General features: G+C 56.6%; 9 protein-coding genes and 2 pseudogenes. 3 read left to right on the top strand and 8 right to left on the bottom strand.

Annotation, left to right across the window (positions count from 1 at the left end; translation table 11 throughout):
- Positions 1–54: 54 nt before the first annotated feature.
- The 7 genes and pseudogenes from JQC81_RS06485 to JQC81_RS06510 form a co-directional block, all read right to left on the bottom strand.
- Complete coding sequence (locus tag JQC81_RS06485) at positions 55–2,055, bottom strand: BCCT family transporter (protein ID WP_203270999.1); 2,001 nt, start codon at positions 2,053–2,055, stop codon at positions 55–57.
- Positions 2,056–3,139: 1,084 nt separating this feature from the next.
- A complete protein-coding gene (locus tag JQC81_RS34260; RefSeq protein ID WP_376772375.1) occupies positions 3,140–4,273 on the bottom strand; it encodes a TniQ family protein in 1,134 nt (377 codons plus the stop codon).
- A 120-nt stretch (positions 4,274–4,393) separates the two neighbouring features.
- The gene (locus JQC81_RS32975) at positions 4,394–5,563 is read right to left on the bottom strand and encodes a hypothetical protein (protein WP_246520269.1); all 1,170 of its coding nucleotides are present in this window, start codon (positions 5,561–5,563) and stop codon (positions 4,394–4,396) included.
- Between the two features lie 300 nt (positions 5,564–5,863).
- Positions 5,864–6,241, bottom strand: a pseudogene (locus JQC81_RS34265) (TniQ family protein); the annotation flags it as partial.
- Between the two features lie 13 nt (positions 6,242–6,254).
- Complete coding sequence (locus tag JQC81_RS06500) at positions 6,255–7,334, bottom strand: TniB family NTP-binding protein (RefSeq protein WP_203271002.1); 1,080 nt, start codon at positions 7,332–7,334, stop codon at positions 6,255–6,257.
- 22 nt (positions 7,335–7,356) lie between these two features.
- Positions 7,357–9,528 (bottom strand): TnsB C-terminal domain-containing protein, encoded by a 2,172-nt coding sequence (locus JQC81_RS06505; protein ID WP_203271003.1) that lies wholly within the window; start codon positions 9,526–9,528, stop codon positions 7,357–7,359.
- Between the two features lie 6 nt (positions 9,529–9,534).
- Positions 9,535–10,500, bottom strand: a complete 966-nt coding sequence (locus JQC81_RS06510; protein ID WP_203271004.1) for a hypothetical protein — start codon at positions 10,498–10,500, stop codon at positions 9,535–9,537.
- A 754-nt stretch (positions 10,501–11,254) separates the two neighbouring features.
- Here JQC81_RS06510 and JQC81_RS06515 point away from each other — a divergent pair.
- The 3 genes and pseudogenes from JQC81_RS06515 to JQC81_RS06525 all read left to right on the top strand — a co-directional run bounded on the left by JQC81_RS06515 (position 11,255) and on the right by JQC81_RS06525 (position 12,921).
- The gene (locus JQC81_RS06515; protein WP_203271005.1) at positions 11,255–11,620 is read left to right on the top strand and encodes a hypothetical protein; all 366 of its coding nucleotides are present in this window, start codon (positions 11,255–11,257) and stop codon (positions 11,618–11,620) included.
- 413 nt (positions 11,621–12,033) lie between these two features.
- A pseudogene (locus JQC81_RS34270) lies at positions 12,034–12,219 on the top strand (UvrD-helicase domain-containing protein); the annotation flags it as partial.
- Positions 12,220–12,495: 276 nt separating this feature from the next.
- Positions 12,496–12,921: an MAPEG family protein gene (locus JQC81_RS06525; RefSeq protein WP_203271006.1), complete on the top strand. Its 426-nt coding sequence runs from the start codon at positions 12,496–12,498 to the stop codon at positions 12,919–12,921.
- A gap of 183 nt (positions 12,922–13,104) precedes the next feature.
- On the opposite strand, the gene JQC81_RS06530 is transcribed toward JQC81_RS06525, so the two are convergent.
- Entirely contained in the window at positions 13,105–14,901 is a 1,797-nt protein-coding gene (locus JQC81_RS06530; RefSeq protein WP_203271007.1) for a sensor histidine kinase, read from the bottom strand.
- Between the last annotated feature and the right edge of the window lie 65 nt (positions 14,902–14,966).

The following is a 14,966-nucleotide window of genomic DNA, read 5'->3' on the forward strand; positions in this document are numbered from 1 at the left end:
ATCTGCGTCATCATCACCTTTCCATTTTCTCGGAGGCGCCGACAAAAGTGCCTGTCACGGCGAAGGAGGATCAAGCTCATGTTCCGGAGCGCCGTGGACGAGTTGCGTGGCTGGCGATTGGACGAGCAGCAGATAACGCTCGAACTGGACCAGGACGTCCGCGATGATCTGGTCGCGGTTCATGCCCATGATGTCGTAGCCGCGCCCGCCGCTGGAGAAGTAGGTGCGGGCCTCGTAGCGGTAGTCAGGTTTGCCGGCGAGCGGAGAGAAGGTGGCCACGGGCTGGGCGCTGCGGCTGACGCCATAGACGAAATCGCGGACGCCATCGGCCGGCGAGCGCAGGGCGATGGCACCGCCATCTTCCTCGACGACATGGGAGGTGCGTCCGCGTGAGCTCAACTCTCCCGCAACCTGCTCGAGTGCCGGACGCACCTGAGTGGTGATGAACTCTCCCACTTCGGCTTCGGTCGGGGCATGAAGGATGAGTGCGAGACGGCGCTGCCACGTGAGGCCGGCGGCGGGATGGGCCGTGGGAATATACGATCTGGTGGCGTGAGCCTGCTGCTGGGCGAGGTCCGCGCGCATGCCGACCAGCAGGGACCAGACAAGCGCCAGCATGACGAGGGTGAAGGGCAGGGCGCTGGCCACGGTCGCCGATTGCAGCGCGCCAAGGCCGCCGGCAAGGAGCAGGCTGGCCGCTACGACACCTTCGAGGACGCACCAGAAGATGCGCTGGCCGGTCGTGGTCTGGGTCTCGCCGCCTGCGGCGATGGCGTCGATCACCAGCGATCCGGAATCCGCTGACGTGATGAAGAAGATGGTGACCAGGAGTACGGCCAGGGTGGAGGTGAGGCCCGAAAACGGCAAGTACTCGAAAAACTTGAAGAGGCCGACCGAGACGTCGTTGGCGATGGCAGCACCGAGCGCACCAGCTGCCGCGCCGGTATCCACGAAGATCGCGGTGTTGCCGAAAACGGTCATCCAGAAGAAGGTGAAGCCCGCCGGAATGAACAGCACGGCGGTCACGAACTCGCGCACCGTGCGGCCGCGCGAGATGCGGGCGATGAACATGCCGACAAACGGCGACCAGGAAATCCACCAGGCCCAGTAGAAGAGCGTCCAGGCATCGATCCATGGCGTCGGCTGATAGGCATAGATGTTGAAGGTCCGCAGCACGAGCGAGTCGAGATAAAGGCCCAGATTCTGCACGAAGTCGCGAAAGAGCAGCGCCGTCGGCCCCACCAGCAGGACGAAGATCATCAGCAGGATGGCGACAATCAGATTGGTTTCCGACAGGATGCGCACGCCCTTGTCCAAACCGGTGACGACGGAAACTGTGGCGAGGGCAATGATGACCGCAATCAGGGGCAGCTGAATTTCAATCCCCATAGGGATGCCCAGAAGATAGTTGAGGCCGGCATTGATCTGGGAAACCCCTACACCGAGCGAGGTGGCGATGCCGAAGATCGTTCCCACAATGGCGAAGATGTCGACCGCATGACCGATAGGACCGTCGATGCGCTCCTTGAGGAGCGGGTAGAGACCGGAACGGATGGTGAGCGGCAGGTTATAGCGATAGCCGAAATACGCCAGCGACAGACCGACCACGGCATAGATGGCCCAGGCATGAATGCCCCAGTGAAAGAAGGTGACCGACATCGCTTCGCGCATCGCCGCGATGGAGCGCGGCTCGGCCGTCGGAGGAGCCATGAAGTGAGTCATCGGCTCGCCTACCGCATAGAACATCAGGCCGATGCCCATGCCGGCGGCGAACAGCATGGCGATCCAGGAGGTGAACCTGAAATCGGGCGTGGACTCGTCCGGTCCGAGTTTCAACCGGCCGTATCGGCCCAGGCAGAGGAGCAGCACGGTCACAAGGAAGATGCCGACGGCGAGGAGATAAAGCCAGCCGAAGCTGTTGAGAATGGCCTCTTGCAGGGACTTGAAGACCTCGCCGGCCCGATCCGGGAGAACAACCCCGATCGCGAGGAAAATGCCGATGACGGCGACGGCGCCGAAGAAGACCGGCGGGTTGATGATGAAGCGTTTGAACATGCGGCATCCCTTGGATGCTCCGTCGCCAGCCGCAGCCTGTACTGGAGCAGTGAGCGTCCGCTACTGGAACGCCCACGTTCCCGATTCAGGATAGAAAGCGGCGAGGGAGGAAGAGTTCCTTCTCAATGAGGCTCCATGCCGGGCGGTAAGGACGGCTTGACCTGGAACATCGCCAGGAAGGGAAAGCCGTGCGACTCGGCCTAGGGGAAGCGCTCCACGAACGCGAAAAGGTCACGCCTCCACTCGGTGAGGGCGTGACCTCGCATGAATACGTGGCCCAACGGGAAACCCAGCCCCTGCGCCGCCTCTCGCAGCCGCAGGCTGTGGGACCGGAGGATCAGACTTCTGTCCCCGGAGACAGGAAGGTGCGCAGCCCACGAAATAAAGCGAAACCAAACCCGGAATTTTCAATTACTTAGCAGCGCATTTCCATGGAAAACGAGAAAATTGTCCATTAATTAGTGAGAATTATGAACGACTTTCCATAGATACATGAGAAATGAATTCTCACATTGAAAATCACAATGTGACCCCCATGATCATCGTTGAACACTTTCAGCATGCTACGTTCGCCAGAATGAGAAGCTATTTCTGCCATCTGCCGGAAACACAATTTTTGTTTCCGAGAAGCACGTGGCTCATGGGCGAGCTCTGCAACTGCATCACGGCATAGTATCGACTTGTAACATTCAAACTCGCTCGCTGTGACGGATGCTACTTTGACATGTCCATCAAGGACACTTTTCAGAAGGCCTTCGATACCCAAACTTTTAGTAACGTGAAGCACAGAAGAAGCCGACGAAATCCGCATTCGGTCTCACTTCCGCTTGCGCGTGGCCACCATCCCATCAATTGCCCCGACGCGAGCGACATAGAACGTGATGCTCATGTGGTCGGCTGATGAACTTACAGTCCCGTACGCACTGGCGCCTTCACATGGTCAAAGCTCACTCCACACAATTGGTCGGCACCGTCACACATGGTTGCATCCGGTTCTTGGTTGGATTTCTGGTGCATCGAAATAATGTTAGGCGCGGACTCTCCACTTCTGTCTTGCCAAACAAAGAGGTGAGTGATCTCGCCGTCAGTTACGAACGATCCCACGAGCAGCCAATCTAACCATTCGCAAGATCGTGTTTTCGTTAATGCCAAGCTTGCGCGCCGCGTGGTGACGGTTGATCCATTGGCCCGTGCTATTTCTACCAGCCGGTTGCTGCAAAGATGCTGTCTCGTCCAAATGAGCGACAAGTTCATCGATTAATACCGACCGAGCCGCAGAAGGCAGGAGCGAACTACGGGACCCTTGCCCCAGCAGCCTATAGTAGAAACCCGCGAACCGATGCCGGAGGCTGCGTCTGCCCGCTGCATCGCTTGCAAACTCCCCCAACAGCAAATGAAAATGATGCGGCCAATCCATGAGTACGTCCGAAGTTGCTTTCATCACATCCTCAGGACGAGTTATACGTTGCCTTCGGTGTCCTCCTAGCGACGTTAAAGGCAGGCCGATCCCCGCAATCAAGCGGATTATGTCGGTCGCATCTAAGTGTCCAAACGCATGCCAAAGCGTTGAACGTCGCGGAAGATCAGAGAAGGCCAATTTCTCCGCCAGCAGTAAGATCACTTCGATCTCGGCTTGAGGTGCAGGTTCCGGATTGGCATTCGAGAGCAAACCATCACAATGTGGGTCCGAACAACGATTAATTCCCGGTCGTCGCCACGTGATCAAAGCCCCACAGGCTGGACAAGATATTGCGAGGCGGCAATTGTGCCAAGGACAACATGTCCAAAACCCGAGATCCCAGATTGCAGGCACCACTCGCCGCTCGGCTAGACAGCGTGGGCATACACTGAAGTGTTTAGACGCTACCATCCAAGGCGGTAGTTCCAGGCCCGGTACGACGCTCCTAGAATATCCCGTACCACGCTTGAGGGGAATCAGCTCCGCGAAATCCTCAGGACTTCGCCCAACCATCTCGGCGAGCCTGTGCATCACATCCCGGCGTGCGACGTGTCTCCTCCCCAGAATGCCAGCCTGCGTGAGAATCCAGCTTGGATCTGGATGGCCATTCAGCTCGGCCATACGTAGTGCCCAGCCCCATATCCCCTCACCTCTGATTGGTGGAGTTCGGATAGGCATTCGGTACGATTGATAAGAACCGGGATGATCCCGAAGGTAGCCTCGTGTCTTCGCACTCGTTGATGTTCTTTGAACAGACATCTTTACCCTCGACTAGCTTTCAGCACCTCAGTCGAAAGTAGGTCTAACCTCAATCAATCGATCTTGACCGAATTAGACCAGGGATGAGCAATCCCTAAGGACTTTGTACTCACGACCTTATTAAGAGATCTCCTGCCCCTTACCGAAATCAATTGCATCGAGTTCCGACAACTTCCACACGGCTGAAATCCCGTTTGCGGTGTTCGAATGTATTAAAGGTTCAACACCAGCAACCTTCAATCTTTCACAGATGACCCGCGTGCTCGTTCCGAACTCGCGTGCCAACCGACTCGAAAGAGTGAACCGGCTATGGAAACCAGTTACAGAAACAGCGGAGATACTGCACTTGGAATCGCTGGATTGATTGTACGTCTCGATTCTCTCCAAGCATCCGTATTCAATGAGAAGCGGTATCATACGTATTGAGACCGACAATTGCTTGGCCGCAGCCGCTACGCTCAATGCGGCGCCCTCCGACCTAAACCGAGTCCCGAATATTGCATCCTTAGAAATCAATAAACGCCGAAAAACTGGCGATGAACCATCGGATGAGGCATCTACAGCCAGTTTGAGAGTGCCCTGAAAGACCGCAGTTACAAGATCCGCGAGACGGACCCGGCGCAGTTCTGGAACGTTTGCCAGTGGTATGTGATCAACGTTTGAGTGCGTAGATATAGCCGCGTCTTCGAGCCGCCTCCTGAACGCGTCGAGGTCATCGATATGGAAACGATACTCGTGCCTTCTCTTCCCAACGTAACGGGCCGCCGTCAGCAATCCGATCCTTCGGAAGGTCTCGACCTGGAATGCTGAGATACCGAGCCATCGGCCGGCCTCAGTCGATCCGAAGCTGCTTGCACGCTGATCCAGAACCTTACCTAGATGCTGGTAGTCAATGAGCCGAACGTGGCGCGTGACTATCGTTTGGCTTATTCCCGAGAGGCGTCCATCCAAAATCATTTTACCAATCGATGCATTCGTAACACCAAGCTGGCGGGCTGCCACGGCAGCAGTAACATATCTTTGTCTCAGGGGCGGATCGGCATAGAAGAACGACCAGTGTTTGACCGGCAATCCACTTACATCATTGGCCAAGATAGCTCGGACCCCATCCAATATCCGTTCAAGACCTGGGTGATCGAATGCGACCCTCATCCGTTCGATGAGGGGCCCGAAAGTCGCCGCCAACCCGCCTATGCTTGGTCGACGATGTTCCTTCAACCAATCTCGGAGCCCGTGCGGCCAGTCAAGTAAAACTGGCGCTCCTCTCTGCACCACATCCAACGCCGTCATGAGCGGTGGCTTGGCTATGAATATGGAGCGCCAATTCGCCAAGCCTGGAGCGTGTGTGCCAGCGAACCAAAGAAGACGGACAGCGGCATCGAGACTTACTACCGGAGCGATGCCATCGAACGGGCCCAATGTAGAACCGGCAAATTTTTCCAGGGCGTGTGCTACATTCAATACCTCGTGAGGGACGGATAGGTTCGAGCTTGCAATCTCCTTTCCACAGCGGCAGATTTTAGAGGATCGCCGAAACCATGACAGTCGGCTGCCGCAGTCGTGGCATATGTCGGTCAGGACCTCGCTATGTTCATAGCAGGCAAGGTAACAGCGTAGATCCCAAATGCGCTTGCAGAACTTTCCCTCGCGCAAGCAGGACACACAAACCTTGGCGTGGACCATGTCGAGCCCTGACGCAGCGATCTCTTGCCTACCGAAATGAACCATGTTTGATCGTGTCGCCACAGGCCAAGCTGACATCAACTCGAGATCTTCTACCTTCGCCAAATGGTCTACGGCAGCAGCCAATGGACCCAAGTCGCATTCCTTGGTAGCAAAGCATCTCGGTAGCCCTGCCGCGGTCAGGAGCCATCGCAGATCATTCAACCCGTTTGCCTCGGTCAAGGCAAGGGCATAGCCGAGCAAACTGCTCTCGGCGTCTGGTTTCAATCGAACAGGCAGTCGCATGACTCATCCGCCGTTATGCCTTGGTCAATGCAGTCGTTAGCTCGGCGCGACGTTCGGACTTTTTCTTTTTTCCCTTACGCTTCGGCTGATTGAGGAGCGTATGGTCGCGTACCGGAGGCGGCATACGTCCATCCCATTCAAGACCCCACGGGTTGATCAATTTTTCATGCAGCTTCTCCTTGCGAAATGCCTTATCGAAGGCTCGTCTGAGGAGATCAGCACTTACAATTTCATCTCCATCCCTCGTTGCGATCCACATCGCTCTTAAGAGCAGCTTTTTAAGAAGGCCAACAACGCCCCTGGATGCATAGTAAAATTTCTTGGCTTCGTCTTCATTCAAGACGTCGATCTCAGGTGCATACGGGAGAGGTGACTGCTCCTTGAATGCAACCAGGAGGGCAATGAAGAATAGGCGGCTCTCGGGAACTGGGTCAGTATCCTCCTTTGGATCCTCGCCCCACAGGTAAGGCGGCATCTGAATCTCCTCGTCCCAACGCCTGTCGATCTGGTCATCGTGATCAAACAAGTGACGGACACGTCCCATCCCAAGCAGGATGAATGAGACATTGATCTGACTATGAATTTCCTTTAACCATTCGGCCAAGTCTTCACGCCGGACTACCCCATCCCGATCGACGGCGCGTTGTGCCTCATCAATTATAATACCTCTGACACCACACGCCCGCGTATATAGTACCAGTCGTGTATTGAGGTCGTCACGGCCTCCCCGACGCCAAAACCCGTCACCAAGATGCTCCAGCAGCACGCGGGCTAAGGAGTTGGCAGTTGGCTGCGAGGGCATGTCGACGCATAGCAGAGGAACGGAGTCACATTCTGCCTCAATTCCAGAGAGAAGATTTACTTGGCGGCCATTGACTACCCGCGGAAAGCTCTCTGCAACTTTTTCGACGAGTGTTGTCTTTCCGATGCCAGACGGTCCGGTAATGAAAAGGTTTGGAGCCTCCCGTAGTTTACCGTGGAGGCCGATGGTCGCGATGACATCATCTACGACATCCTGGAAGGCTGGATGTTCAACGAAGATGCTGTCAAGTTCACCTATGATTTCTTCAGAAGGTGGAGTTTTCGTCGCCATCAAGCTTTCTCCCTGGTTTGATTCAGTCTCTGGGACGAAGTGAGCGCGTCGCCGTGAAGCGGGGAGGTGTGAGACGTCTTTGAATGGGCACCACGGCAGAGCTGCTGGGGATCTCGTGTTGAATCAATGGAGCCTCATGATCGTTCGATGCGTCTATCAACGGAGGGGTTCCGACTGCAAAATGCGGATTGAGAGCTCCGAAATGCCCCTCCGGATTGAGGAGGTTGAAGATGGTATGTGTGCCTATCCCGGCGGCACGGGCGATTAAGGTGTTGGTGCGCATGCCCATCGCTTGGGGAACAGCTTGCTTGATCAAGTCATGAAGTGCCATCTTTGCCCTGAGGCGCGCTTCAAGATCAGTGCTGCCGGAAATTCTTTCGGCATGGCGGGTGTAGAGTATGTGGCGGTGCAAATCGAGGCCAGAAGCATATTTCTGGTCAAGTGCGTAGCAAGGTATCCAAGTCTCACTCTTGGAGTCATAGACGTGCACTTTACCGATGTTGAGGGGATTGACTCGCACACGAACCTTGAGGCTAGCACCCTGATTGCGTCGTAGAATGTCCACGCCATCACTATAGTAGCGGAGGTTTGCGTAGAGGACTCCGCGCGAGTCCAGGAGAGATCCTTCCCTGTCAATACCACAGAGGAAATCCAAATCGGTCCCGACCCTCGGGAATCGCGGCTTGATTATCCGAGTGCCTTCGATCCAGCGCTGGTTCGGGCTCATGTTAAGGCGAGGCAACGCGCCAGTATTGTAAACCTCTACAATCCACTTATGTATGATCCAAAGAAGATGCGAAAATCCGATGCATCCGTTCTCGGCGGGGTTATAGTCGCAGGGGTCGATCTCCTTCGACAATACGAAGCCTGGCATTTCGCGCAGAAGAGTCTGATTCAGCACCCGAAACGTATTTTCAACGACCCCCTTTACCCAAGGCATCCGGGGCGGAGTGAAATCATAGGCAATGTCGAGATCATTCATTAAGCGCTCGATCGTTCGCCCGTGAGCTGCCAACTCATTGTCGAACGTTACGAAGCGTGGGAGGCCACCCATAATATAATCGCTTGCAATGTCAGGATACGCTTGTCGGACGTAGGATTTCGGAAGCGACGCATGACGGAAAACGCTTGTGAAAACCAGATCACCAGGAGGTTCGAAGCCGCAGTAGAAGCCAATGATCGCCTTGGAGTACACGTCGACCAGCCAAGCCAACCAGGGACGCCCAAGAGGGATCCCCAGCAGGTCATCGAAGCTGTAAACGTCCAACAGCGTTTCATCGTATTGAACATCGCTCAAGCATGCCGCAGGCTCCTCATGCCCGCGAGGACCGCGAAAATCCTTCTGCGTCTTGGTTCGCCCTCTCAAAGCGAGACTTGCAAGGTAGGCTGGAATGTCGTCGAGGATATTATAAAAGGTGGATTTACAGGGCAGCTTTATATACTCTGCTAATTCTGGCTCGCTGACCTTGAGAGCATCCAGCCGAGTCAGGCTCTCGATCATGATGTCAGTCATGGTCACGGTTGGCTTGTCGCCTTTGGACTTCTCGCGGGCCGCCTCCAGCTTTTCCATCATCACTTTTCGAATGATGGCCTTGACTTTCTTGAATACTACCCGGCGATACCCGCGCTTGTCGAAGTCCCCCTCGAGATCGCGCACGTCGTTCGCTACATCAAGTTTGCCTTTCCAGCGATAATAAGTTGCTGTGCTGACCTCCTTATCTTGACCGTAGTGTTTCTGGCCGAGCTCCTTCCCAAGTTCCATAAGCGTTCGTGCTAGGATAGTCTCCTTGGTCTTCTCTCCATTGACGACCATTCTCGATGTCTTGAGACCAGGAGGAAGTCTCCTTTCGACTTCCCGGATGATATCTCTGCGAAACTCAATTCGCTTTCTTACATGATCGGGCTTGTCAGAAAGTAACGTCGACCGCCTTTTGGTTCGCTTCGCGGTCTGTTCAGGAGTGTCCTCATCGCGCTCTAGGTCAAATTCGACAGTTCCGTTTGCAAACCATGTCTCGAGATCAGAGGTGCGTTGGCGCTCAATGACGGCCCCGCGAGTCGGCCCATGAAGCGAGACTGCATTTACCGGAACCATCTGCCAATGCGGGATGCCTTCGATAGCGATTTCGTTAAGTAGACGGTAGCGCTTCTTATCGAGAAGGATGCGCACACCTTCCTCAAAGGCGAACGATTCCATGCTCGGTCATCCAAGTAGGGTCAGGCCGTCAAGATTCGTCCAGCCGAGGGAAACGGGTATGTTGGTTCCAAGTGGTAGATTGAGATTGATTGCGAGGAACCCTCGACGGATCAGGGCGTGAATCTGGTCGGTTGACACGCCCAGGTCTGCGACGATCATCCCTAGAGTGACAGGCTTGGTCCTGGATAGCTTTTCGGTAAGGGCGATCAAGGCCGCACGGTTAGGGAGAGGCGTCATCCGGTCCTCGTACACCTGCCAGACGGTGTCGTAACGAGGCAGGCACCTAACTTGGTTTTCTGTTCGAACCCGGTAGCCAAAACCTAAGCCGTTGAGTGCGGAGGCAATGGCCTCCCAACGGAGTTCGTTCTCCCGCTCGCTTGCTTCAATTTCGAACTTTACCTCTTGGAACTCAGGGTACCCTTCCCAGATGACAAAAGCGTCCGGTCGATGTCGCTGAACCTTGCCGTCCAAGATGTATCTCAGCCAAATCGGTTGCTCGACAAATCCGTGTCTAGCTGGGTCGAGCTCGCAGTCCAACATATTGTCAAACTCCAGACTCGACGCTGCCCTCATGACCCTCTTGCTTTTTATGCTCGGAAATCGGCTCTGACGTCCGCGCTGACATCCTCGTGGTGAGCGCCCAATCTTCATTTCGGGATAGTCTAGGAATGGTTCGTATAGGGCTGGATGGCGTGAAATGATCTTGACGCCTGGTTGCGGAGCCGGAGTCTCGGGCGCTGGCCAGAAGCGCTCTCTTTTATTCCCCTTAAATACTGTGGGCGCTGGGGCCGGAGGACGCTGCTGGATCAGGCTTTGCATCCAGCCGCCTAAGTCGTCTGTATCGAAGAAGTCGACGTCCGGTGCACTCATGAGGATTTTCCTCCAAGCAATCTCTGGAAATAGGTTCCCGGTACTCTGCTCCGAAAGCTCTGTAGATGCTGAAGACCAGATGTGGCCTTCAAGGTAGCTCATATTTGACCGAGAGGTGCGCCTGAACGCACCCCGGCCGAGACATAAATTTAACGCTTTGATAGAAATGTCAATTGCATTAAGTGAGTATAATACCAAAGTACGTAGTATGATCAGAATGAAATGTTTAGGAATCGCCAATCAAAATAGTAGTGAACGAATCCTTCGGTGATTTCTACTCTACAATAAATCGGAAGGATTCAGTTAATACTGTGGACTTGCCCCTTAGGATCGAATCCTTCCTCGTTGATCTCTAAAGAATTGGTCGCAATGTACTGGGGGATGTCGTCAATGTGGCTCCCAACAAGGATTCGAAGGGCGCTAATCCTGACATGGTTTCGGATGGCTCGTGGGCAGACATGGCTTCCAGGCCAGAGATCCTAGGCCGATGTCATGAACGACCGTACGGGAGTAAGGCAAGGCAGGGACAGGAGCAGAGGTTGTATTTACCTCCACTACTCTGACATCGCGGATGTAAGTATAAAAGGACCATCGAGAATAGTTATATTGTAATACCATCTAAAAATATAGTTGATAAAACTACAAATGGCACCAATAATTTGAGGTTGTCGTTTTAACATGGGAATGTACTCGGGGGTGATCTTTCTAATCGGGCCTTCAGCGACAGTAGCACCATTTTAATATTATAGTGATATGCTGAATTACTCGTGATTGCCAGGAGATGCATCGCACGAGCGTCGAGCCATCCATGAGGGCTGGTTCGGGGAACGACTGTCTAAACCAAGGAGCTTTAACCATGCAGATCAACGAAGCCTTCGCCGCCCTCGTCGCCCGTAGGAAAGAAGAAGCCCGCCAGCGCGTCGACCGATTTTCGGCGGATGTTCTGGCCCATCCAGTTTCCGCCCTATCCGGCAGCACGGATGCGGCCCTTAAGTACGGCGCTATGCTGAAGGTTTGGACCAACATCGATGAGTGGACCTCCGAGAAGTCCATGATCCAGATCGCGGAACTTGCCGTCTGGAACTTGGTCCGGCTTGCCTCACATCCCGAGTGCAGCTCGAACACGGCAGGCAACGTCTTCGCCCGTTGGGAAATTGCCGCATGGTCCGAGGCCACCAGTGTCATTGAGGAGGAGATCAAGGTTGCAAGGGCCGCAGCCTGATACGAGCGTCAGAACCCCCCTGGCTTCCCAGAGCCGTTGCCATGGCTAGATCTGGGAGGGCCAACAACGACTGGGCCTCCATCCAGGAAGAGATCATGACCGGCCTTGAGAGCCTCAATACCGAAGAACTCGTTCCGGGCTCTGCCGCTGTCAGGTGGCCGGCGCGATCGCCTCAGTTGATCAGAGTGGGATGGTTGCGAAGCCTTGACGGTGCTTCAGCCACCCAGTGGAGCTCTACGCCACCGACACGACTGTTCCAGGAGAACAATGCCGCCAATGCGTGTCACGTATGCCTATGGTGATCTGCCAGCGGGGTGATCATGGGAGACATCGAACAGAACTCGACGGCCATAGCGGTTTCTCAGCAGCAGCTCGACGAATATCAGCAGTAATTCTGCCAGGCACCAAGCGGGAATTTTCGCCTTCTGGCTCCCGCTGGGAGCGGAAAGACCCAATCACTCCTGTGGAGATGCGCGGAGCTTTACCGCCATGCTGATGGAAAAGGCCGCTTCCTGGTCGTGACGTTCACCCGCGCGGCCCGGGACGAACTACGCGCACGGCTCTCTAGCCAAGACTTCGCGTCTGCACAAACGCCGTAGGCTCATCGCGCTCTGCTCGGTGACGTTGTCGGTGATCACCATGCGCCGGCGGTGAGTCCGTTCCCGCATGCAAGGCTTGCACGGGGCAGTTTATAAGGAGTTTATCCCAGTTTATCGAAAATCGATAAACTTCGACAAGCTCCCCATAACTGCCTTGTGCGAAGCGGCGACGGGAACGCTCCACCGCAGCCCCGGGGTTCTGCTTGCGCGGATGGCGGCCAGGAGGCACATCCGCCAAGACGTACGACACGGCCTACATGAGTGAGGAGGGCTTCAATGACGGTCCCGCAATGGGCGCTTCTCGGCTTTGCTGTCTGGACACTGCTTGTGCTCTTCGGAACGGTCGGTGTCTATCGATGGTCGAGAATTCTCACAGGACGGGTGAGGATTTCCGAATGGCAGGCTGACCAGCCCCAAGGGAGTGATTGGTACCAGCGCGCCATGAGGGCTCACATGAACTGCGTCGAGAACCTGCCAGTCTTTGCCGCCATTGTCCTCTGCGCCACCGCGGCCGGTGCGGACAGCCGCCCCCTGGACTTGCTTGCCGGAGCCATTCTGGTCGCACGCATCTGTCAGACGACGGTCCATCTCGCTTTTGCGCCCTCCGATCTCGCCGCCTCGGTTCGGTTCGCGTTCTTCTTCGTGCAGGCGATCTGCATGCTAGCAATGGCCGCATCCGTTGCAGTCTCGGCAGCAGGATAAAGGCGGCCTCCGAGCATCGCGGATGTGGTTGGTCAGCTTGATCGGACCCAGGCGATCCGTCGACGTCCTGCACCGTCGATACTTGGCACCTTCCGGAAGTACGCCGAACTTCTGCAAAGGCACGACGAGCGGACGTTCATTTAGCCTGCTCAACGTTACACTTTGACCCTGAGCAGACTTTCCTCATCCTATCCTGGTACCCGAGGCGGCACTCGCGTAAATCGGCGTGGATGGTTTCGGGTGATCCACATCAGCAGGGGTTGAGACCGCCTGAAGCTCGTGGAGCGACACCAGCATCCGACATCCCAAGCCTTCAACGGCAAAGTCGAGATGGGTCTCACCATCCAGATCGCGGGCAATTCCCTGCTGGAGCAGGCGCGAGCCGAAGCCCATGCGGGACGGTTGCCTCACAGTAGGGCCACCTGTCTCCTTCCAGCTCAGGTGCAGATGGGTGCCGTCCCTGCTTGTGGTCACCTCCCAGCATACGCGAACCCTGCCTTCCGGTACGGAGAGGCTGCCGTGCTTGGCGGCATTCGTCGTCAGCTCGTGCGCGGCCATCCCGAGCGCAACCGCCACCCGAGGCGCCAACGGCACCGGTGGGCCGTCCAGCACAACCCGACTGCCTGAACCGTCATCGTAAGGCTCCAGCTCGGCCCGCATAACGTCCCGCAGGGACACCGTCTCCCAGGCTGCCTCGGTGAGCAGGTTGTGGGTCTTCGACAGCGCGAGGATCCGGGCCTCAAGGCTCTCCTTGTACGCCTCATGATCCGGTGCTGACCGCGACGTCAGCCGCGCCATCGTCTGCACGGTGGCCAGTGTGTTCTTCACCCGGTGGTTCAATTCGTTGATCAGAAGGGTCTGTCGCCGGTCCTTCTCGGCAAGCTTCCGCGATGCTGCCGCCATGGCGTCGGCCACTTGCCCGACCTCACTTGGGGCACGCTGCGGCACCCGGATCGGTTCTCCCCGCCCGAGCGCTTGCGCCGAACCGGCGAGGACCCGCAGAGGGCGAGCGACCAACTCCGCAGCAAACCAGGCGAGAACACCGATGAAAAGCGCCACGAGCGCACCCCATCCGGCGATCCTGCGCTGGATTGCACTGACGGGTGCAAATGCGGTGTTGGCATCCTGCCGGACAAGAACGGTCCAGCCCAATCCCGGGTAGTCCCGGTGCCCCGTCGTCCTGGTGAAGCCGCTCAGGTACTCGCGTCCGTCAGGCCAAGTCTCGACGTTCGATCCGCGGGCCCCGCCCGCGGCACTCTTTGCCCCAGCGGTTTGGAGTGAGGTCTTGAGCAGATCCCTGGGGCCGAGCAGCACCGTGCCATCGCGGGCTAGGACCAGGACCTCGATGCCCGGGTAGCGTTCCCGTGCGGCGCTCCGAAGCGCCTGTTCCAGTTCCTGAGCCCAGGTCCAATACAGATGGGCGCCGATGACGCCTATGAGCGATCCGTCGGCGGCGCGCACCGGTGCAGCAAGGTCGACGAAGCGCGGCGGGTCGGCGGGATCGTTGCCGAGGATCTTGGCCAGCAGGATAGCGTCGTGCACGTCGCCCACGAACGGAGCCTTGCTGCCTTCCACAAAGAAGTCGCGCTGGGCGATGTTGGCGCCCACCATCTGCGGGACCGTGGCCGCTTTGACCTGCCCGTCAGGGCTCATGAAGGCGACAGCCGCATATTCAGGATAGGTCGAGCGCAGGCGCTCGATCACAACGCTCTTTGCGTCCATGCCGGTCGGGTTCCGCATGGTATCGAGGGAGGCGGCAACCTGGATGTCGCGCCAGCGCTCGAACATGCCCCGGTCGAGCTTGTCGGCCATGTGGGTAGCGAGTTCCGCCAGGTCGGCCCCGATGTCGCGGCGCAGGCGTTCGCTGGTCTCCCGGCTCGCCAGGACTGTAACGAAAGCCGTGGCCAGAAGCGCGATGGCCGCAATGGTGACTGCGAACACCAGCCTCAGCGACAGCCTGTGGCCCGCAATCATCCGCATTCCCTTTTGTTAGCGAACCACAACCTAGGGCATCCCAGGGCTCTGCGATAGTGGCGAGTGCACGG

This window comes from Microvirga arabica (genome assembly GCF_016811235.1).
Lineage (GTDB): Bacteria > Pseudomonadota > Alphaproteobacteria > Rhizobiales > Beijerinckiaceae > Microvirga > Microvirga arabica.

Bases quoted from the DNA above. Each gene is read 5' to 3' on its own strand.
- JQC81_RS06530 (WP_203271007.1), bottom strand. From the start codon at position 14,901: ATGCGGATGATTGCGGGCCACAGGCTGTCGCTGAGGCTGGTGTTCGCA.
- JQC81_RS06525 (WP_203271006.1), top strand. From the start codon at position 12,496: ATGACGGTCCCGCAATGGGCGCTTCTCGGCTTTGCTGTCTGGACACTG.
- JQC81_RS32975 (WP_246520269.1), bottom strand. From the start codon at position 5,563: ATGACGGCGTTGGATGTGGTGCAGAGAGGAGCGCCAGTTTTACTTGAC.
- JQC81_RS06485 (WP_203270999.1), bottom strand. From the start codon at position 2,055: ATGTTCAAACGCTTCATCATCAACCCGCCGGTCTTCTTCGGCGCCGTC.
- JQC81_RS06510 (WP_203271004.1), bottom strand. From the start codon at position 10,500: ATGAGCTACCTTGAAGGCCACATCTGGTCTTCAGCATCTACAGAGCTT.
- JQC81_RS06505 (WP_203271003.1), bottom strand. From the start codon at position 9,528: ATGGAATCGTTCGCCTTTGAGGAAGGTGTGCGCATCCTTCTCGATAAG.
- JQC81_RS06515 (WP_203271005.1), top strand. From the start codon at position 11,255: ATGCAGATCAACGAAGCCTTCGCCGCCCTCGTCGCCCGTAGGAAAGAA.
- JQC81_RS34260 (WP_376772375.1), bottom strand. From the start codon at position 4,273: ATGTCTGTTCAAAGAACATCAACGAGTGCGAAGACACGAGGCTACCTT.
- JQC81_RS06500 (WP_203271002.1), bottom strand. From the start codon at position 7,334: ATGGCGACGAAAACTCCACCTTCTGAAGAAATCATAGGTGAACTTGAC.